Annotated in this window: 21 protein-coding genes; 6 read left to right on the top strand and 15 right to left on the bottom strand. The window is 56.8% G+C overall.

Annotation, left to right across the window (positions count from 1 at the left end):
• Positions 1-12: 12 nt before the first annotated feature.
• Together AC2FFF_RS07445 and AC2FFF_RS07440 are read right to left on the bottom strand one after the other, a co-directional pair.
• Positions 13-369, bottom strand: a complete 357-nt coding sequence (locus tag AC2FFF_RS07445; protein ID WP_271949280.1) for a diacylglycerol kinase — start codon at positions 367-369, stop codon at positions 13-15.
• 131 nt (positions 370-500) lie between these two features.
• The gene (locus AC2FFF_RS07440) at positions 501-689 is read right to left on the bottom strand and encodes a hypothetical protein (RefSeq protein WP_142636616.1); all 189 of its coding nucleotides are present in this window, start codon (positions 687-689) and stop codon (positions 501-503) included.
• Between the two features lie 226 nt (positions 690-915).
• On the opposite strand from AC2FFF_RS07440, the gene AC2FFF_RS07435 reads away from it, so the two are divergent.
• Positions 916-1,158 carry a CDGSH iron-sulfur domain-containing protein gene (locus AC2FFF_RS07435; protein WP_142636614.1) on the top strand — a complete coding sequence of 81 codons (243 nt, stop codon included), beginning with the start codon at positions 916-918 and terminating at the stop codon, positions 1,156-1,158.
• Here the strand turns inward: AC2FFF_RS07435 and AC2FFF_RS07430 are convergent, their stop codons facing one another.
• The 5 genes from AC2FFF_RS07430 to AC2FFF_RS07410 form a co-directional block, all read right to left on the bottom strand.
• Positions 1,159-1,416: a DUF6455 family protein gene (locus AC2FFF_RS07430; protein WP_271949278.1), complete on the bottom strand. Its 258-nt coding sequence runs from the start codon at positions 1,414-1,416 to the stop codon at positions 1,159-1,161.
• The gene (locus AC2FFF_RS07425) at positions 1,413-1,685 is read right to left on the bottom strand and encodes a DUF6455 family protein (protein WP_271949276.1); all 273 of its coding nucleotides are present in this window, start codon (positions 1,683-1,685) and stop codon (positions 1,413-1,415) included. The genes AC2FFF_RS07430 and AC2FFF_RS07425 overlap by 4 nt, the downstream gene beginning before the upstream one ends.
• A gap of 10 nt (positions 1,686-1,695) precedes the next feature.
• The gene (locus AC2FFF_RS07420) at positions 1,696-1,947 is read right to left on the bottom strand and encodes a DUF6455 family protein (RefSeq protein ID WP_271949274.1); all 252 of its coding nucleotides are present in this window, start codon (positions 1,945-1,947) and stop codon (positions 1,696-1,698) included.
• A gap of 70 nt (positions 1,948-2,017) precedes the next feature.
• Positions 2,018-2,386 (bottom strand): YigZ family protein, encoded by a 369-nt coding sequence (locus AC2FFF_RS07415; protein ID WP_142636608.1) that lies wholly within the window; start codon positions 2,384-2,386, stop codon positions 2,018-2,020.
• On the bottom strand, positions 2,383-3,090 hold the full coding sequence (locus tag AC2FFF_RS07410; protein ID WP_271949271.1) for a M48 family metallopeptidase: 708 nt from the start codon (positions 3,088-3,090) through the stop codon (positions 2,383-2,385). The genes AC2FFF_RS07415 and AC2FFF_RS07410 overlap by 4 nt, the downstream gene beginning before the upstream one ends.
• A gap of 122 nt (positions 3,091-3,212) precedes the next feature.
• Here AC2FFF_RS07410 and AC2FFF_RS07405 point away from each other — a divergent pair, with 122 nt between their 5' ends.
• A complete protein-coding gene (locus tag AC2FFF_RS07405; RefSeq protein WP_271949269.1) occupies positions 3,213-3,458 on the top strand; it encodes a DUF8831 family protein in 246 nt (81 codons plus the stop codon).
• Here AC2FFF_RS07405 and AC2FFF_RS07400 read toward each other — a convergent pair.
• Positions 3,449-3,724, bottom strand: coding sequence for a DUF167 domain-containing protein (locus tag AC2FFF_RS07400; RefSeq protein ID WP_281972679.1), 276 nt, complete (start codon positions 3,722-3,724; stop codon positions 3,449-3,451). The two genes, AC2FFF_RS07405 and AC2FFF_RS07400, sit on opposite strands and share 10 nt — an antisense overlap.
• A 136-nt stretch (positions 3,725-3,860) precedes the next feature.
• Here AC2FFF_RS07400 and AC2FFF_RS07395 point away from each other — a divergent pair, with 136 nt between their 5' ends.
• Both AC2FFF_RS07395 and AC2FFF_RS07390 read left to right on the top strand, forming a co-directional pair.
• Positions 3,861-4,439: a nitroreductase family protein gene (locus AC2FFF_RS07395; protein WP_281972678.1), complete on the top strand. Its 579-nt coding sequence runs from the start codon at positions 3,861-3,863 to the stop codon at positions 4,437-4,439.
• Entirely contained in the window at positions 4,436-5,134 is a 699-nt protein-coding gene (locus AC2FFF_RS07390) for an EI24 domain-containing protein (RefSeq protein ID WP_185956679.1), read from the top strand. Before AC2FFF_RS07395 ends, AC2FFF_RS07390 begins: the two co-directional genes overlap by 4 nt.
• Positions 5,135-5,137: 3 nt before the next feature.
• Here the strand turns inward: AC2FFF_RS07390 and AC2FFF_RS07385 are convergent, their stop codons facing one another.
• Complete coding sequence (locus tag AC2FFF_RS07385; protein WP_142636598.1) at positions 5,138-5,413, bottom strand: DUF1467 family protein; 276 nt, start codon at positions 5,411-5,413, stop codon at positions 5,138-5,140.
• A gap of 17 nt (positions 5,414-5,430) precedes the next feature.
• Positions 5,431-5,835 carry a methylmalonyl-CoA epimerase gene (mce, locus tag AC2FFF_RS07380; RefSeq protein WP_281972677.1) on the bottom strand — a complete coding sequence of 135 codons (405 nt, stop codon included), beginning with the start codon at positions 5,833-5,835 and terminating at the stop codon, positions 5,431-5,433.
• Between the two features lie 134 nt (positions 5,836-5,969).
• On the opposite strand from mce, the gene AC2FFF_RS07375 reads away from it, so the two are divergent.
• Entirely contained in the window at positions 5,970-6,686 is a 717-nt protein-coding gene (locus tag AC2FFF_RS07375) for a response regulator (protein ID WP_281972676.1), read from the top strand.
• A 195-nt stretch (positions 6,687-6,881) separates the two neighbouring features.
• Here AC2FFF_RS07375 and aspS read toward each other — a convergent pair whose 3' ends face one another.
• The 4 genes from aspS to AC2FFF_RS07355 form a co-directional block, all read right to left on the bottom strand.
• Positions 6,882-8,657 (bottom strand): aspartate--tRNA ligase, encoded by a 1,776-nt coding sequence (gene aspS / locus AC2FFF_RS07370; protein ID WP_142636592.1) that lies wholly within the window; start codon positions 8,655-8,657, stop codon positions 6,882-6,884.
• 79 nt (positions 8,658-8,736) lie between these two features.
• Positions 8,737-9,408, bottom strand: coding sequence for a CPBP family intramembrane glutamic endopeptidase (locus AC2FFF_RS07365; RefSeq protein WP_496882906.1), 672 nt, complete (start codon positions 9,406-9,408; stop codon positions 8,737-8,739).
• Positions 9,405-10,052, bottom strand: a complete 648-nt coding sequence (locus AC2FFF_RS07360) for an aminotransferase class IV family protein (RefSeq protein WP_142636588.1) — start codon at positions 10,050-10,052, stop codon at positions 9,405-9,407. Before AC2FFF_RS07360 ends, AC2FFF_RS07365 begins: the two co-directional genes overlap by 4 nt.
• Positions 10,007-11,134: an aminodeoxychorismate synthase component I gene (locus AC2FFF_RS07355; RefSeq protein ID WP_281972674.1), complete on the bottom strand. Its 1,128-nt coding sequence runs from the start codon at positions 11,132-11,134 to the stop codon at positions 10,007-10,009. Before AC2FFF_RS07355 ends, AC2FFF_RS07360 begins: the two co-directional genes overlap by 46 nt.
• 177 nt (positions 11,135-11,311) lie before the next feature.
• Here AC2FFF_RS07355 and carB point away from each other — a divergent pair, with 177 nt between their 5' ends.
• On the top strand, positions 11,312-14,656 hold the full coding sequence (carB, locus tag AC2FFF_RS07350) for a carbamoyl-phosphate synthase large subunit (RefSeq protein ID WP_281972673.1): 3,345 nt from the start codon (positions 11,312-11,314) through the stop codon (positions 14,654-14,656).
• A gap of 60 nt (positions 14,657-14,716) precedes the next feature.
• On the opposite strand, the gene AC2FFF_RS07345 is transcribed toward carB, so the two are convergent.
• Complete coding sequence (locus AC2FFF_RS07345; protein WP_281972672.1) at positions 14,717-17,767, bottom strand: efflux RND transporter permease subunit; 3,051 nt, start codon at positions 17,765-17,767, stop codon at positions 14,717-14,719.
• Positions 17,768-17,771: the final 4 nt, after the last annotated feature.

Below are 17,771 nucleotides of genomic sequence, written 5' to 3'. Positions count from 1 at the left end.
ACCCAGCGGCAGTCAGAAAAGGCTCAACAGCCCGATAACCCAGGCCAATCCGCCAGCCAAAGCAGTCAGTGCCACCGCAGCGCTGGCGGCGTCTTTGGCTTGCCCGGCCAATAGATTGTGTTCGGTCGAAGTATGATCCACCGCCCGTTCGATCGCCGTGTTGAACAGTTCGGCCACCAGAACCAACAGACCGATCACCAGTATCAGAGCCCGAACGCCATCGCTCAGGGGCAGCCACAGGGCCAGACCCGCAGAAACAAGATTAGCGCAGACCCAAGCCCGGAACGAGTATTCACCGTGCCAAGTGGCAGCCAATCCCTGCCAGCTCCAGCGGATGCGGTCCTTTAGATGGGTGACAAGTTTTCTCATGCGACCTCGGTAATTCAATAGGTCAAACAGAAACCCGAACACCGTATGACAGGCAATAAAAAAGCCACCCATAGGGCGGCTTTTTTGTTCGATTGTGCGGGCGGCTATGTCGGAATCCGCCCGCGAAAATCTTATTGAGCAGTCGGATTACATACGGTCTGACCTGCTTCGGTCGTCGCCAGATCTGTCCCTGCCGGGCAGCTCGGCGTGCCGTATTTGTCATAATCTGGGGTAATGTATACCGGTGTCGGCTCTTCCTGTTGCGAGCAAGCAGCCAGAACCAGGGCAAACGCACTAACGGCAGCAAATTTGAGTTTCATGTCCGTCATTCCTCTAATTAATTTCTGTTATTGCCCTGAACATGGGGCCGACTTCACAATACGGTGTGGTTGGTAATTTTGCAATAAAATCAACAGCGCGTTTGCGAAAGCAGGCAAAACCATGCCGGGGGGATTGCCTATGGAATGGGTGCCGCGTGGCAGCTACTGCTTTCGGCACATCTGTTCAGGCGATAGACTGGGGAAAGTCAGCGAACGGAGAAACCAGATGCCAGAAGGTCCAGTCATTGCGCAAAAAGCGCCCTATCCAATCGAAGTAACCGAAGGAAAAAGCTATTTCTGGTGCTCGTGCGGCCGGTCCAATCGGCAGCCATTTTGTGATGGATCTCACAAAGGAACCGGCTTTGAACCGGTCAAGTTCACGGCTGATACCAGCAAGAAACTCTTCTTCTGCGGCTGTAAAAACTGCGCTAACCCTCCGTTTTGCGACGGGACACATTCCAAGATCTGATCACTTCAGCCGGTTGAAAACCTGGCTATTTACGCAGAACCCGGGCGCTGAACGGGGATCAGATTGCTGCGCCGCCAGCCATATCGTGCATTTCTCGTGACAGTCCGAGGCCCGGCAACGCGTTACCATCTCGGCGTATTCATCCGGGCTCAACCGCCCGTCGGACATGGCTTCGGTCAACGAGATCTTAAGGCATCGGGCAACGGATCGAGTTAGCCAAAAGTGCTTTTCCACGTCGCCCAGTACAGCGTGTTTCATCCCAATTCCTGCATTTGTATTACTTTCAACGCGGCGAATTGATGTTTGTTCGGGCAGGTTTGCGGTGCTCCTGCAACATCTGGATGTCTTTCCATCCAATCCGGGCAGGCAGCCGCCCAGCCACATCCCTGACACAGGCGGATCATTTCAGCCCAGTCTTCCTGACTTAGCCGACCTTTATTGTGGGCCCGCACAATATCCGTACCCGTCGCTTGCCCCATCCTCAACACAAGGCGCAAATGGGTCATGAGGTGTCCAAGGCGCGGCATTGCGGCCCCCCTAAGGGATCAACTTGCTTAACAAATCCTGGTTCCGGCAATATTCGGGGGTCTGCGCTGCCAGAACCGGTTGATTCAAAAATGATTGGCAATGGCCCGGGTTCGGGCAATCGGTGCATCGCAGAACCGCATCGGTAATCTGATCCACCGATATATGTCCAGCGATTGCAGATTCCTGCAGATCCACCCCCAGCTTGCCAGCCATACGGTCAAAAAGACCAGCATGATGCCTAAGCGTTTCGCGATCGGGCATTGGCATTCCTTTCCGTTTCGCTTTGTCCGATCAGACTAGCAATACGAAACAGCCCAAGCCTTGACGCAGGTCAAAGTCCCAATTCCAGTTCGTCCAGATAAGCCCGTGTTGCATCCTGCACCCGTCGGAATCGATCACCGCCCAGCTTTTTTCCGCCATACCATCGAGTGACAATGACGATATGACCGCTCAGTTCGGCCCTTTCCAGCATGCGCAGAATCACCATTCCGGCACCGCTTTCCCCGTCATCCGCCTTGAGCGCACCAGTAGGCAGGATTGCGGCCCAGGTATTGTGCGTGGCCTTGGCATAGCTTTTGTCAGATTTCAGGTCCTGCAGGACAGCTGCCACCTCGTCCCGGGAACTGACCAAAGCGCCGGACACGGCATATTTCGATCCGCGGTCCGTCAAGACAACCCCCAACCGTTTCAGTCCCGTCATTGTGTCAGCCCAAGCTGCCGTGAGGTTTCCAAAACAATTTCGACGCGCTGAGCATTCGGTGGATGGGTGCCTAGAAAACGATCGCCCGGGTCAGGAATTCGGGCAAAATAGCGGGCTCCTAACAAGGGATTATAACCTGCCCGGTGCGTGATGATCGTTCCCAACCGGTCCGCTTCCAGTTCAAAGTCCTTGACATATATCTGGGCACCCACCTGCGCGCCCAGCTTCTGCGCCTGTTCAAGATCGGCGTCATTTGCCCCCGCTATGCGTGCAAGCTCGCCAAAAATCGCGGCGCTTTCTCGTGAGTTTTCGGACTGGCGGGGAATATGGCGCAGGATGTGATGAGCAGATTCATGCCCCATCACAAAGGCCAGTTCATCGGCGTTTTCCACCGATTGAATCATCGCGCGGGTGAAGATTATGACTGGTTGATTGTCGTCATCCAAGGTTTGAAAAGCATTTGCTGGTGCGCGAGGGTTCAGATCAACCACGATCGAAAAATCGCAGTTGCTGACATTACTGCGCCGCTTGCACTCTGCGCGCGCCACATCCCCGACCCTTTGACTGATTTCGCGAAAGGTCAGCACATCGACCTGAAAATCAGTTGAAGGTTGTTGCCATTCCTCTACCGGCTGAACGCGTAACGAACCGGTGTCACAGGCCGACAGAACCAGACCAAATATCATCAAGATCAGGCGACGCATACTATTTCCTTTGGTCCGGTCATGCCTTTTCGTCGAACATAGCCCGACACAAGGCGGTTCGCCACCGGACGATTTCCCAAGAACGGGTTGCATTGCAATGTTCCGCCCGGCAAGCTGGACACATGTTTTCGATTGAGCATGAATTCGACTCGACGGTCATAACCTTGGTGGACGAAGGCGAAAAGCCTTTGAACGAGGATGTGGTTATTAACAATTTTGCAGAATGCGTAACGCTGGAACAACTGGATCCGCGCACTGACCAGGTTCAGAAGATTACGCTTTCGCCCGAACAGGTTCGTGATCTGGCTGCGGCACTGGATCTGCCCGAAGGTGTTTACCAAATTCGCGAAACCCCCGATCAGGCCTGACACACAAAGACTTTCTCGCGCAATGTCTGGCCGCGCTTCAGGATCAGTGCGGACGGAGCAACCCCCAGCGCCACCGCCAGAAGCTCACGTGTGGCTTCATTTGCCCTGCCGTTTTCGGGCGGTGCAGTGATATATATTCTGATCGTTCCGTCCTGAACCAAAATCCTGTCTGCTGCGGCTTTCGGGGTAACCCTGACCGCAATCTCAGCATTCGGTGCAACACGGTCGCTCAGGTCTGGAAGATTTCTTAGTTTCGGTTTTCCCATTGGCACCTTCTGTTAACAAAGACCCTTGCACGGTTGGGCGGGGAATGAAATTGATCCAACTGGTCCAGCCGATTGCACTTGAAACTCGCCAGACGTTCAACCAGATACAGACAGCCTATGTAAAGGAAGTTAACATATGTCCTTGAAGAATCCGGCCGCTTTTGAGTTTCTGCAGACCCGTCGGTCGCGCCCAGCCAAAACGTTGATTGAACCAGCCCCCGACCGTGAGCAGCTGATGCCCCTGCTAACCGCAGCAGCCCGCAGCCCGGATCACGGAAAACTGGAACCCTGGCGGTTCATCGTGCTTGAAAAAGGCGCTATGGGGCGCCTGTCGGGGCTAACGCAGGAATGCGGTGAGGCGCTTGGCAAATCCCCTCAAGACATTGAAAAAGCGCGCGGACAGTTTGATTTAGGCCATCTCGCCGTCGCTGTGATCGAGGTTCAGAAGCCTTCGGAAAAGATTCCAGCCATCGAGCAGACCTATTCAGCTGGGGCTGTTTGCCTTGCTTTGCTGAACGCTGCTTTGACCGCAGGATGGGGCGCGAATTGGTTGTCTGGCTGGCAAACCCACGATCCGGAATTCTGTCGCAAGGCGTTTGAATTGCAGGATAACGAACGGGTTGCCGGTCTGATTCATATCGCGACCGAGGGCTCGACCCCGCCCGAACGCCCCCGCCCGGATGTTGATGCCCTGACCGAATGGGTCACAGAATGATCATCCTCAACGCCTTTTTTTCAGCGCTTGGTCAGATCGGAGACCCGAAATTCCGCGGGGTTCTGCTGCGAGGTATCGGCCTGACCATCCTGATGCTGATCGCAGCCTGCGCCGGTGCAATTTGGCTGATCAACCGGCTGTCAGGGGACGAGATATCGCTGCCATTCATTGGTGCAGTTCCCTGGCTGAATGACGTCCTTAGCTATTCCGGCATTTTCCTGGTGCTGATCCTGCCAGTGTTTTTGATGATTCCCGTCGCCTCAGCCATCACGTCTGTGTTTCTGGACGATGTCGCGCAAGCTGTAGAGGACAGGCATTATCCGAGCCTGCCCGCGGTTCCACGCATCCCGATAGGCGATGCGATCACTGACGCGCTTGGTTTTATGGGTGTGCTGATTGTGGCCAACCTTCTGGCGCTGATCCTTTATGCGATCTTCACGCCACTGGCCCCGTTTATCTTTTGGGCGATGAACGGATTTCTGCTGGGGCGTGAGTATTTTACGCTGGCAGCCATGCGCCGTATCGGGCGTGAGGGCGCGCGAAAACTGCGGGCACAACATTCGTCAACAATTTGGCTTGCGGGCACGTTGATGGCCATCCCACTGTCTATTCCGCTGGTGAATCTTGTGATCCCGATTATCGGAGCTGCTACATTCACGCATATCTTTCATAAGCTGTCAGGGCCAACGCCCTGAAGCTTAGTTTCGCGGTTCCATTTGATTTAGCCAATCGAAATCCCGTACCGAAATCACGCCCGAAATAATGATCCCTGCAATGATAGCCCAGAGCACGACCGACACCCCGGTGGTGATCCATAGCTTTTTCTTCATGTGATGCACTTCCGGGGCCCCTGAATGGGTGCCGGGAACGACCTCGCCCAAATCACCCTGGGTCTTGATGCGGATCGGCAGAATCACCAAAAGCGTCATGAACCAGATGACGGCAAACAGAACCAGTCCTGCAGTGATCGTCATGTGTACACCTCCGGTGTTTATACTTGTTCCAACTCGACCAGACAGCCGTTGAAATCTTTGGGATGCAGGAAAAGAACCGGTTTCCCGTGCGCGCCGATCTTGGGTTCACCGCTACCCAGCACCCGGGCGCCGGTTTCTTTCAGGTGATCACGCGCGGCAATGATATCCTCCACCTCATAGCAGACATGATGGATTCCGCCGGCGGGGTTCTTCTCTAGAAAACCATTGATCGGGCTGTCATCGCCCAAAGGATAAAGCAACTCGATCTTGGTGTTGGGCAATTCAATGAACACCACAGTAACGCCGTGATCAGGTTCATCCTGCGGCGTGCCAACCTTGGCACCTAAAGCGCTGCGGTACTGTTCAGACGCCGCCATAAGATCAGGGACGGCAATGGCAACGTGGTTTAAGCGGCCAATCATGGAACTCTCCTACCTTCTGAGTTGCAGCGGTTATGGGGACAGATCAGGCAAAGGACAAGTGCGCCAAATTGCCGTTAACCCCGTGTTAGCCAGAAGTTCCTAGCGTGAAGCATCTGCTGAATAGGAGTTCTGCCATGGACGATTCGAGCCCCTTCACCGCACCCGCACAGCCAACGGCCACGCGGCCGCTGCTGGGACAAACCATTTTGGTTGTTGAAGACAGCCGCTATGCCTGCGACGCTATCCGGTTAATGTGTTTGCATTCGGGTGCGCGGATCAGGCGGGCCGATTGCCTGAAGTCCGCCCGGCGCCATCTTCAGATCTATCGACCTTCGGTGATCTTGGTGGATATGGGGCTGCCAGATGGCTCTGGTGCTGATCTGATTGCCGAATTGGCCATGACTACGCCCCGGATCGGAGCGATCCTGGGCATGTCAGGAGACGACAATTCAGAAACCCTTGCGACAGAGGTTGGCGCGGACGGGTTTCTTGCCAAACCGCTTAACTCACTATCCTATTTCCAGTCGTCTATTCTGAATTGTCTACCTGAAGACCGCCGCCCCTGCACACTCCACGCCGTTCAGGATGAGGTGATATGCCCCGATCCTATGGCCTATCAGGACGACATGGCACATATCGCAGATGTTCTGGCCGGACCGAATGACCATTGGTCACTGGACTATGCGGCCCAATTCCTGCGCGGCGTTGCCCGTGATGCGGAAGATACGGTTCTGGCCGAAGCCGCCCAACAGTTGGCAGCCTCACGCGCCGCAGGTATGCCCATCACCGCTCTGACAGCCCAAGTTGCGGGAATAGTGCAGGCCCGTCTGGAACAGCGCGAGGCTATCTGAAGTGACAACCGCATATCTAATTACCGCATCGCTCCTTTGTCTGTGGGCATACAGACAGACACGCGTCAGCGCGCGTGACATTCGGAACAGCCGTGAGAGGAAAAAGGACCATTTCCTGTAAACCCGCTATCAGAGAATTGGGAATGGGTTGAAAACAGAAAAAAACCGCCACAGACGACTGTGGCGGGTTTTCTATCAGTCCTGAGGGATAATCCGCAGGCCCAACTCCATCAGCTGGTCCGAGGCCGGGTCGGACGGTGCCTGCATCATCAGATCCTCGGCACGCTGGTTCATCGGGAACATCATGACCTCGCGGATATTGGCTTCATCGGCCAAAAGCATCACGATCCGGTCGATACCAGCTGCACAGCCACCGTGCGGCGGGGCGCCATAGTGGAAGGCGTTGAACAGCGCGCCAAAGCGGGATTTCACCTCATCCGCGCCATAGCCAGCCAGCTCAAAGGCCTTCAGCATGATCTCGGGCTTGTGGTTCCGGATCGCGCCCGAGACCAGCTCGTATCCGTTACAGGCCAAGTCATATTGATAACCGCGCACGTCCAGAGGATTGCCGTTCAGCGCCTCCATCCCGCCCTGCGGCATCGAGAAGGGGTTGTGTTCAAAGTCGATCGCACCGGTTTCTTCGTCTTGCTCATAGATCGGAAAATCGACGATCCAGGCAAAGGCAAAGCGGTCTTTCTCGGTCAGGTTCAGTTCATCACCGATCACATCGCGCGCCCTGCCGGCCACCTTTTCAAAGGCTTTCGGTTTGCCGCCCAGGAAGAACGCCGCGTCTCCGACGCCCAGACCCAGTTGCTGGCGGATCGCCTCGGTCCGTTCAGGGCCAATGTTTTTGGCCAGTGGACCGGCGGCCTCCATCCCTTCGCCCTGATCGCGCCAGAAGATATAGCCCATACCGGGCAGACCCTCTTTCTGGGCAAAGGCGTTCATGCGGTCGCAGAACTTGCGGCTGCCACCCGTCGGCGCAGGAATAGCGCGGATTTCGGTGCCATCCTGCTCCAACAGCTTCGCGAAAATCGCGAACCCAGACCCGCGGAAGTGGTCGGAGACCACTTGCATTTTAATAGGATTCCGCAGGTCGGGCTTGTCGCTGCCATACCACAAGGCCGCGTCCTTGTAGGAAATCTGCGGCCAGTCCTGATCGACTTTACGGCCGCCGCCGAACTCTTCGAACACGCCGGTCAGAACGGGCTGAATCGTGTCGAATACGTCCTGCTGCTCGACAAACGACATCTCAAGGTCAAGCTGGTAGAAATCGGTGGGTGAGCGGTCGGCGCGCGGGTCTTCGTCCCGGAAGCAGGGCGCGATCTGAAAATACTTGTCGAAGCCCGACACCATGATCAGCTGTTTGAACTGCTGTGGGGCCTGCGGCAGCGCGTAGAACTTGCCCGGGTGAAGACGTGACGGAACGAGGAAATCGCGCGCGCCTTCAGGCGAGGACGCCGTGATGATTGGCGTCTGATACTCGCGGAAGCCCTGATCCCACATCCGGCGGCGCATCGAGGCAACAACGTCCGAGCGCAAGGTCATATTCTGCTGCATCACTTCGCGGCGCAGGTCCAGATAGCGATAGCGCAGGCGCGTTTCCTCAGGGTATTCCTGATCGCCGAACACCATCAGCGGCAGCTCGTCAGCGGCGCCCAGTACTTCCAACTCGCGCACGTAAACTTCGATCTCGCCCGTGGGCAATTTCGCGTTCACCAGATCAGCGGCGCGCGCTTTGACTGTGCCATCAATACGGATACACCATTCCGAGCGGACTTTTTCCAGTTCGGCGAATGCCGCGCTGTCGCCGTCGCACAAAACCTGTGTGACGCCGAAATGATCGCGCAGGTCGATGAATAGAACGCCGCCGTGATCTCGGACCCGATGCACCCAGCCAGACAGGCGAACGGTTTCACCGACATTGGCGGCGGTCAGAGCGGCGCAGGTGTGGCTGCGATAGGCGTGCATGGATCATATCCCTTCGGGCGCAGAATTGGTCGGGCCGATACACCGCGTCAGACTGGGAAAGTCAAGGCAAGTCGCACCGTCAAAACGGCCTTTGCACGTTGCCTGAGTAGAAATAGATGCCCAGACCCACCGCAAAGATGATGTTCCCCGCGATGGCATGCAGCAGAACCGCATAGAAAAACGATCCGCGTTTGCGATAGGCCCAGGTGAACAGCAACCCTCCGGCAAATGTCATCAGAGCTACGATCCAGCTCCAATACATCAAATGCGCAAGCGAAAAGAGCGATGCATTCAGTAAATAAGCTGTGCGTCCATTGGGCAGGATCGTGTGGTAACGACGAAAGAACAGCGACCGGAACAGCAGCTCTTGCGGCAGGGCGGAAACGAATGGGTAAAACACCCAAATCATCGCCAGCAGCTCGGGTTGGTTGTGCAACAGGAAAAAGGCAGCTTCGGGACGGGCCACTCGTACTAGCGCAACACAAAACAGTGTCATTCCCACAGCAAAGCCGGCGACTTCGGGCCAGGACCAGTTGCGCCAGCTATATCGCAATTCCGCCCAGGCAAATCCGTGCGTGAAATGCAACAACACGATCCCGATGGCCGTAAAGGTAAACAGCGATGGAAACATCCAGTTGGGCGGGAAAAGTACGGCAATCAGCACAGGTACGGCGATGAAGAACAAACCGAATTCCAGTCGCAACCAACGGGAAGGTGCTGCGGCTTCAGCCCAATCGGTTTGCCTGTTCACAGTACCGCCAATTCTGCCCAGATCAGGCCTCGCAAGGAATTGCCCATCCAGAACCATTCCGCGCTTTGCAGGTCGGTCATGGTCAGCACCGCCTCGCTGACTTTATTATTTTCCAGCAAGTCTTCGCGCAAAATTCCGGGAAGCAAGCCGGAGGACAAGGGCGGCGTCAGGCAACGACCATCGGGCATGTCCAGAAAGATGTTAGTAATGGTGCCCTCGCACACTTCGTCACGCTCATTCAGAAACAGCCACTCATCTACGCCCTCGGGCAGTGCCGCCCGGGCCCGGTCATAAACATCGCGCTGCGTCGTCTTGTGCTGCAACCAGATATCAGAGGCGGCAAGCCTCGTATTGGAAACTGCGACCCGCCAGACGGACGGGTTATCCGCCAGTGCACCAGTTGTCACGCCAAACCCGCCACTGATGTCCATCGTCAATCGACAGCGCAACGAGGTTGAACCCGCAACTTGGTCAAGCGTTGCAATCGCGCGCCCTGCATCGAAAGGAAGCCCCAATGCCCGTGCCGAACGCTCCATCCGGGCCAGGTGTTTTCCAACACGCACAAACCCGCTCTCTGGCCGGAATGCCAGCGTTTCGATCAGACGGAAGTCAGGGTCAGCTGGTGGGCGAAACGTGCCTTCCATAGCGCTTCCTCATATTCGGATGGGGCTGTGCTGTCCCAGACGACGCCCCCACCCACATTCAGCGTGGCCTTGTTGCCGTCGACCATCAGCGTACGAATAGCCACGTTGAACTCGGATCGCCCGTCTGGCGCGGCCCAGCCGATAGCACCACAATAGATATCGCGTGGCCAGGGTTCGAGATCGGTCAAAATCTCCATCGCGCGAATTTTGGGCGCGCCTGTGATCGAGCCGCAGGGAAATAACGCGTTTAGGATATCGGAAAGTTCAGCCCCAAGATGCAGCTGCGCCTGCACCAGCGAGATCATCTGATGCACGGTTGCATATGTTTCGACCTTGAATAGCTCGGGTACCTTCACGGACCCCGGCAGCGCAACCCGGCTGATGTCATTGCGCAGAAGGTCAACGATCATTAGGTTTTCAGCGCGGTTCTTCTCGTCTCTCGACAAGAAATCGCGGCGGCGCGCGTCCTCGGCCATGTCTTCGCTGCGGGGTTGTGTGCCCTTCATCGGGCGGGTTTCGATCGTCCGATCTGCACCGGTGCGAAAAAACAACTCTGGCGAGCGGCTGAGCAAATCGGGCAAACCATCCTGTTGAACCAGCACTCCGTGACCGACCGGCTGGCCTGCTGCCAGTGCGGCATAAAGCGTGGCGCTATCCCCTTGCAATGTCAGGTCAATGGGGAACGTCAGGTTGGCCTGATAGATATCCCCGGCCCCGATCGCATCGTGGACCTGCTGAAAGGCACGTGCATATCTTGCCTCGTCCCAGCGCGGCGTGAATTCGGCAACACCGCCCAGCGGTGCGGGCAGATCGCACTGGCCTGGCGCATCATAGGCGCCGAAACACAGCAGTGGCAGACGGCGGTCAGCAGGCATCCGGTCCAACAGGCGGGATTCCAACGCATATCCAAGCTCATAGCTTGCATAACCGGCCAGCCAGGCCCCATCCGCGCGTGCCTCATCCAGCGCCGCCAAAGCCTGTGGCACGTCTTCCGCTTTGTCTGCGCGGATCACCCGGTCTGGCCGTTCGAAATAAGTTCCCGATCCGGCCGGCCCCTGATCAAAACGAATACGCACGTGCATCCTCATTTGTCGTGCTGCGCGGTATAGACAATACGGCGGTAAGGGAAAGAGGGGAAAGCGGCAATTTCGCCCCTGTTTCCGATACCTCTTGAACCTTTTGGCGCGGTCCCTATAACGCAGAACAATTTGGGCACGCGGGCGGTGCCCTGACTCGCAGTTAACCGAAGGAAACAGGCTATGCCGAGAAGAACCGACATCCAGTCGATCATGATCATCGGGGCGGGCCCCATTGTCATCGGTCAGGCCTGCGAATTCGACTATTCAGGCGCACAGGCCTGTAAAGCCCTGCGCGAAGAAGGATACCGGGTCATTCTGGTAAACTCAAACCCGGCGACAATCATGACCGATCCCGGTCTGGCTGATGCCACTTATATCGAGCCGATCACGCCCGAAGTTGTCGCCAAGATCATCGAGAAGGAACGCCCCGACGCCTTGTTGCCCACAATGGGTGGGCAGACCGGACTGAACACCTCACTTGCACTGGAAGAGATGGGCGTACTGGACGAGTTCGGTGTCGAGATGATCGGTGCGACCCGCGACGCCATCGAAATGGCCGAAGACCGCAAACTATTCCGCGAAGCGATGGATCGGCTGGGCATCGAAAACCCCAAGGCCACCATTGTTACCGCCCCCAAGCGCGACGACGGCTCCACCGATCTTGATGCTGGCGTCCAGATTGCCTTGGGCGATCTGGAAGACATCGGCCTGCCTGCCATCATTCGCCCCGCCTTTACCATGGGCGGCACCGGCGGCGGTGTGGCTTATAACCGCGAGGATTATATTCACTTCTGCCGCTCGGGCATGGATGCCTCGCCGGTAAACCAAATCCTCGTCGATGAGAGCCTGCTGGGTTGGAAAGAGTATGAGATGGAGGTGGTACGCGACACGGCCGACAACGCCATCATCGTCTGTTCCATTGAGAATATCGATCCGATGGGTGTGCATACCGGCGACTCGATCACTGTGGCCCCTGCCCTGACACTGACCGACAAAGAATACCAGATCATGCGCAACGGCTCCATCGCCGTTCTGCGCGAGATTGGGGTCGAGACTGGCGGTTCGAACGTACAATGGGCGATCAACCCCGAAGACGGCCGAATGGTCGTGATCGAGATGAACCCCCGCGTGTCGCGTTCGTCCGCGCTGGCGTCCAAGGCGACCGGGTTCCCGATTGCGAAGATCGCGGCCAAACTGGCTGTTGGCTATACGCTGGACGAGCTGGACAATGACATCACCAAGGTCACGCCCGCCTCCTTCGAACCAACCATCGACTATGTCGTGACAAAAATTCCGAAATTTGCGTTCGAAAAGTTCCCCGGCTCTGAACCTTACCTGACCACGGCGATGAAATCGGTGGGTGAGGCCATGTCCATTGGCCGCACGATCCACGAATCGATGCAAAAGGCGCTGGCCTCGATGGAATCCGGCCTGACTGGCTTTGATGAAGTGGAAATCCCCGGCCTGAACGTTGGTGTCTGGGACGAGGTCAGTGACAAAGTCGCGGTGATCAAAGCGATCAGCAAGCAAACCCCCGACCGTCTGCGCACCATCGCGCAGGCCATGCGTCACGGTTTGACCGATGATGAGATTTTTGGGGTCACCAAATTTGACCCATGGTTCCTGGCCCGCATCCGCGAGATCATCGAGGCCGAGCGTCAGTTGCGCAAAGACGGCCTGCCGGTGACCGAAGAAGGCATCCGCAGGCTGAAAATGCTTGGCTTTACCGATGCGCGCCTGGGCAACCTGACAGGCCGTGACGAAGGCAATGTACGCCGCGCCCGCCGCAATCTGGGTGTTAACGCAGTGTTCAAACGCATCGACACCTGTGCCGCCGAGTTTGAGGCGCAGACGCCCTATATGTACTCGACCTACGAAGCCCCTATGATGGGTGATGTTGAGTGCGAGGCGCGCCCGAGTGATCGCAAGAAGGTTGTTATCCTGGGCGGCGGACCCAACCGGATCGGTCAGGGGATCGAATTCGACTATTGCTGTTGTCACGCCTGCTTCGCACTGACTGAAGCGGGCTATGAAACTATCATGATAAACTGCAACCCCGAGACCGTGTCGACCGACTACGACACCTCGGATCGGTTGTATTTCGAGCCTCTGACCTTCGAGCACGTGATGGAAATCCTGACGAAGGAACAAGAAAACGGCACGTTGCACGGAGTAATCGTGCAGTTCGGCGGTCAGACCCCGCTGAAACTGGCAAATGCGCTGGAAGAGGAAGGCATCCCGATCCTCGGCACCACGCCGGACGCCATCGATCTGGCCGAAGACCGTGAACGCTTCCAGGCGCTAGTCAACGATCTGGGCCTGAAACAGCCCAATAACGGCATTGCCTCGACCGACGAGCAGGCGCTGAAAATCGCCGAGGATATCGGCTTCCCGCTGGTGATCCGCCCGTCCTATGTACTGGGTGGCCGCGCGATGGAAATCGTGCGCGATATGGACCAGCTTCGGCGCTATATCAACGAGGCCGTGGTGGTCTCGGGCGACAGCCCCGTGCTGCTGGACAGCTATTTGGCGGGCGCGGTTGAACTGGATGTCGACGCCCTGTGCGACGGCACGGATGTACATGTCGCGGGCATCATGCAGCATATCGAAGAGGCTGGCGTGCATTCGGGCGATAGCGCCTGTTCGCTGCCGCCCTACTCGCTGTCGAAAGAGGTCATTGGCCGGATCAAGGATCAGACTTTCAAGCTGGCCAAGGCGTTGAACGTTGTCGGCCTGATGAATGTACAATTTGCGATCAAGGATGACGATATCTACCTGATCGAAGTCAACCCGCGCGCCTCACGCACCGTGCCATTTGTGGCCAAAGCCACGGACAGCGCCATTGCCTCCATCGCCGCGCGTGTGATGGCCGGCGAGAAGCTCGCGGATTTCCCGTTGCGCCCGGCTTACAAGACCGTGGACGACACCAAGATCGCCGACCAGATGACACTGGCAGACCCGGATATGCCGTGGTTCTCGGTGAAAGAGGCGGTGCTGCCCTTCGCCCGGTTCCCCGGCGTCGACACTATTCTGGGGCCTGAGATGCGCTCGACCGGAGAAGTCATGGGCTGGGACCGCGACTTCCCCCGCGCCTTCCTCAAAGCACAGATGGGTGCGGGAATGGTGCTGCCATCCTCGGGACGTGCGTTTATTTCGATCAAGGATGCCGACAAGACGCCTGCCATGCTTGAGGCCGCACAGGTTCTGGCCGCACAGGGCTTTGCCCTTGTCGCCACCCGCGGAACGCAAAGCTGGCTGGCCGAGCACGGTATTGCCTGTGATCTGGTCAACAAGGTCTACGAAGGTCGCCCCGACGTGGCTGACATGCTTAAAGATGGTCAGGTACAGTTGGTGATGAATACCACCGAAGGTGCACAGGCGGTCGAGGACAGCAAGGCCATCCGGTCCATCGCGCTCTATGACAAGATCCCATATTTCACCACCGCCGCCGCCAGCCACGCTGCCGCGTTGGCGATAAAGGCGCAGGCCGAGGGTGATGTCGAGGTCAGGTCCCTGCAAGGCTGACCTTCTCCCACTACACCAGAATAAAGCAAAACCCCCGGTCCATGACCGGGGGTTTTTCATTTAGACAACCGGCTGCGGTGGTTTCTTGCGCCGTTCCTCCGGCAGGAAGAACACCATGTAGAACACGGGGGCCGCCACCATGGTAAGGACCGTGGCAAAGGCCAGACCACCCATGATGGTCACCGCCATCGACCTGAAGAACGCATCCGTCAACAACGGAGCCATACCCAAAATCGTCGTGATTGCGGCCAGCATCACCGGGCGCAAACGCGAGACCGAAGCCTCGATGATCGATTCACGCAGCCCCTGCCCGGTTGCACGTACCAAATCGATCTCTTCGACCAAAACGATACCATTCTTGATCAGCATCCCCGATAGGCTAAGCAGTCCCAGTAGCGCCGTAAATGTGAACGGCAGACCCGTGCCCAGCAGACCGATCACCACTCCGTTTACCGACATCGGTACCAACAGCCAGATAATGATCGGCTGACGAATGGCGTTGAATATCAGCACCGAAATCAGAACCATGATCAACAGGCTCAACGGCAACTGACGACCCAGGCTTTTATTTGCATCGCCAGCATTCTCGAACTCTCCACCCCATTCCAGTCGATAGCCCGCTGGCAGCTCCATGCTTTCGATGGCTGTGCGGACTTCGGAATGAACCTGCGCAGCTGTCAAATCCGGCGGGATGTCGGCCCCTACCGTAATGGTCAGCACACGATCCCGGCGGTGAACCAGCGTATTGAGTGCCTTATATTCGAACCTGTCGACCATCTGCTCGATCGGTACGAATTTCTGCGACTGGTCCGAGAATACAACCTGATCCACGATCGAATAATCCCCGTCCACCGGGCGGCGCAAGATGATCGGAATCAGGCGGTCGCGCTCGCGGAACACACCACCGGTGATCCCATCGGTCGAGAATTGCAGAGTCGCCGCGATATCTTCGCGCGACACCCCAGCGGTCTGCGCCCGTTCGGTCGCATAAATTGGCTGGACAGCCAGCCCTTGTTCGCGCCAGTCGTGATAGACGTTCAGCGCATTGGGCGAGGCCGCGCGCATCGTCTGCACAGCCTCATTCGCAAGTTGCCGAAGCACCGCCGGATCGCTTCCCGAGAAACGGGCCTGAATTGGATCACCGCCGCCAGGACCAAAGACCAGCCGCTTGGTGCGGAACTTGCCTTCGGGGAACTGCGCCGAGCCAAACGCCTCGAGATCCGCCCGCAAAGCCGGAATGTCATCCAATGTTTCCGTCCGGATGATCATGTGACCGTAGCTGGGGTTCGGTTTTTCCGAAGAGTAGGTCAACAAAAAACGAGTTGCTCCTTGCCCAACAAATGTCGTGACAGATACCACATCGTCCCGATCCGCCAGCCAGTTTTCGAAAACAGCCATATCCTCGGCGGTGCGCGCAATGGGTGTGCCCTGCGGCAGGTTGTAATGCACGAAAAACAGCGGTGTATTCGAGTCTGGAAAGAACTGTTGTTTGACCAAGCCAAATCCTGCGAAACAGACCACCGTAATGCCCACCAGCATTGCAATCACCATCCAACGGAACCGCAGCGCCCAGTTTAGGATCGCGCCATAAACACGGAACATGATCCCGCCATAGGCATCAATTTCACCTTCTTTGCCCTGCTTGAAGAAATAGTGCCCAAGCATCGGAGTCACCGTCAGCGCCAGGGTCCAGCTCAGCAGCAGCGATATCCCGATAACAGCAAATAGCGAAAACAAGAACTCACCCGTCGCATCAGGGCTAAGACCAATCCCGGCAAAAGCCATGATGCCAATCACCGTTGCTCCCAACAGCGGGATTTGCGTTTTGGCCGCAGCCTCATCCGCCGCATCGCGCGAATTCTTGCCGCGCAGCATTGCAATCTGCATTCCTTCGGCCACCACAATGGCGTTGTCCACCAACATACCCATCGCGATGATCAAAGCGCCCAGCGAAATTCGTTCCATCTCGATCGAGAACAATGCCATGAACAACAACGTGCCAACCACGGTCAGCAACAGAGTTGTTCCCACAACCACAGCCGCGCGCCAACCCATGAACAGCGCCAAAACCGCAACAACAATAGAGACCGACAGCGCGAGGTTCACCAGAAAATCGTTCGATGCCTGCTCAACAACAACGTGCTGCTGGTAAATCGGCAGGATTTCGACACCATAGGGGATCTGAGAATCCAACTCGGCAAATTTCGCGTCAGCACGCTTGCCGACCTCAACGATATTATCAGTCGAAAGCCCAGCGATACCCAGAGTGAAGGCTTCGGTCCCGTTGAACCGGATGATGACATTGGGATCGGTTAGGCGACCACGATGTACATTCGACATATCGAACAGGTTGATAACCTGGCCCTGCGATCCAACAGAAAGGCCAGCTATGGCGGAAACCGTATCGGACCCTTCGGCGGTTAATATCGCGGTCCGGCCATCTTCTGATCGCAATGACCCCGACGAGTTTACCGAGTCCGCATTTGTAATCGCGTCGGTAAGCGCCTGCAGAGGCACGTTCTGGTTCACCGAAATAGACAGGTCGGGTTCGATAAAGATCGCCTCTTGCGGCAGCCCCATCACCTCGACATCCGCGACACCGTCAACCGTCAGTAGTTCGCGCCGAAGAAATGTGGAAAGCTCATGTTTTTCAGCGTCCGAGAAGCCCTCGGCCGTGACCGCATAAAACAAGCCAAACACATCGCCAAACCCGTCATTGACCAGCGGTTCACCCACCCCCGATGGCAGCTCCCGTGAGGCGTCACGGACTTTGGCGCGCAATTTGGTCCAGATCTCCGGTAGCTCGGTCCCATCATAGGCTGAGTTAATCTCGACCTCGATCAGCGAAAAACCGGGCTGGTTCATTGATGTGATTGTCTTGACCTCGCCCATCTGCTGGATGGCGGATTCCAGTGGCTCTGAAACCTCCAGCGCCACTTGTTCAGCCGTTGCCCCCGGATACTGGGTAGCGATGACGGCGTTTTTGATTGTGAAGGCTGGATCTTCCAGACGGCCAAGCGACAGAAATCCCCAGATGCCGCCGAACAAGGCGATCAGGATGACCAGCCATGTATAGATAGGGCGATCAATGGATGCGCGTGCGATGTTCATCAAT

Source organism: Ruegeria sp. YTSA226, assembly GCF_059609905.1.
The sequence above is the reverse complement of the archived record's forward strand: the minus strand, read 5'-3'. Positions and strand labels throughout refer to the sequence as shown.

Coding starts and splice junctions, on each gene's coding strand:
- AC2FFF_RS07405 (WP_271949269.1), top strand. CDS start 3,213: ATGTTTTCGATTGAGCATGAATTCGACTCGACGGTCATAACCTTGGTG.
- AC2FFF_RS07345 (WP_281972672.1), bottom strand. CDS start 17,767: ATGAACATCGCACGCGCATCCATTGATCGCCCTATCTATACATGGCTG.
- AC2FFF_RS07435 (WP_142636614.1), top strand. CDS start 916: ATGCCAGAAGGTCCAGTCATTGCGCAAAAAGCGCCCTATCCAATCGAA.
- AC2FFF_RS07410 (WP_271949271.1), bottom strand. CDS start 3,090: ATGCGTCGCCTGATCTTGATGATATTTGGTCTGGTTCTGTCGGCCTGT.
- AC2FFF_RS07430 (WP_271949278.1), bottom strand. CDS start 1,416: ATGAAACACGCTGTACTGGGCGACGTGGAAAAGCACTTTTGGCTAACT.
- AC2FFF_RS07375 (WP_281972676.1), top strand. CDS start 5,970: ATGGACGATTCGAGCCCCTTCACCGCACCCGCACAGCCAACGGCCACG.
- AC2FFF_RS07395 (WP_281972678.1), top strand. CDS start 3,861: ATGTCCTTGAAGAATCCGGCCGCTTTTGAGTTTCTGCAGACCCGTCGG.
- carB (WP_281972673.1), top strand. CDS start 11,312: ATGCCGAGAAGAACCGACATCCAGTCGATCATGATCATCGGGGCGGGC.
- AC2FFF_RS07400 (WP_281972679.1), bottom strand. CDS start 3,724: ATGGGAAAACCGAAACTAAGAAATCTTCCAGACCTGAGCGACCGTGTT.
- AC2FFF_RS07425 (WP_271949276.1), bottom strand. CDS start 1,685: ATGCCGCGCCTTGGACACCTCATGACCCATTTGCGCCTTGTGTTGAGG.
- AC2FFF_RS07390 (WP_185956679.1), top strand. CDS start 4,436: ATGATCATCCTCAACGCCTTTTTTTCAGCGCTTGGTCAGATCGGAGAC.
- AC2FFF_RS07415 (WP_142636608.1), bottom strand. CDS start 2,386: ATGACGGGACTGAAACGGTTGGGGGTTGTCTTGACGGACCGCGGATCG.
- aspS (WP_142636592.1), bottom strand. CDS start 8,657: ATGCACGCCTATCGCAGCCACACCTGCGCCGCTCTGACCGCCGCCAAT.
- AC2FFF_RS07420 (WP_271949274.1), bottom strand. CDS start 1,947: ATGCCCGATCGCGAAACGCTTAGGCATCATGCTGGTCTTTTTGACCGT.
- AC2FFF_RS07440 (WP_142636616.1), bottom strand. CDS start 689: ATGAAACTCAAATTTGCTGCCGTTAGTGCGTTTGCCCTGGTTCTGGCT.
- AC2FFF_RS07355 (WP_281972674.1), bottom strand. CDS start 11,134: ATGCACGTGCGTATTCGTTTTGATCAGGGGCCGGCCGGATCGGGAACT.
- AC2FFF_RS07360 (WP_142636588.1), bottom strand. CDS start 10,052: ATGGAAGGCACGTTTCGCCCACCAGCTGACCCTGACTTCCGTCTGATC.
- AC2FFF_RS07385 (WP_142636598.1), bottom strand. CDS start 5,413: ATGACGATCACTGCAGGACTGGTTCTGTTTGCCGTCATCTGGTTCATG.
- mce (WP_281972677.1), bottom strand. CDS start 5,835: ATGATTGGCCGCTTAAACCACGTTGCCATTGCCGTCCCTGATCTTATG.
- AC2FFF_RS07445 (WP_271949280.1), bottom strand. CDS start 369: ATGAGAAAACTTGTCACCCATCTAAAGGACCGCATCCGCTGGAGCTGG.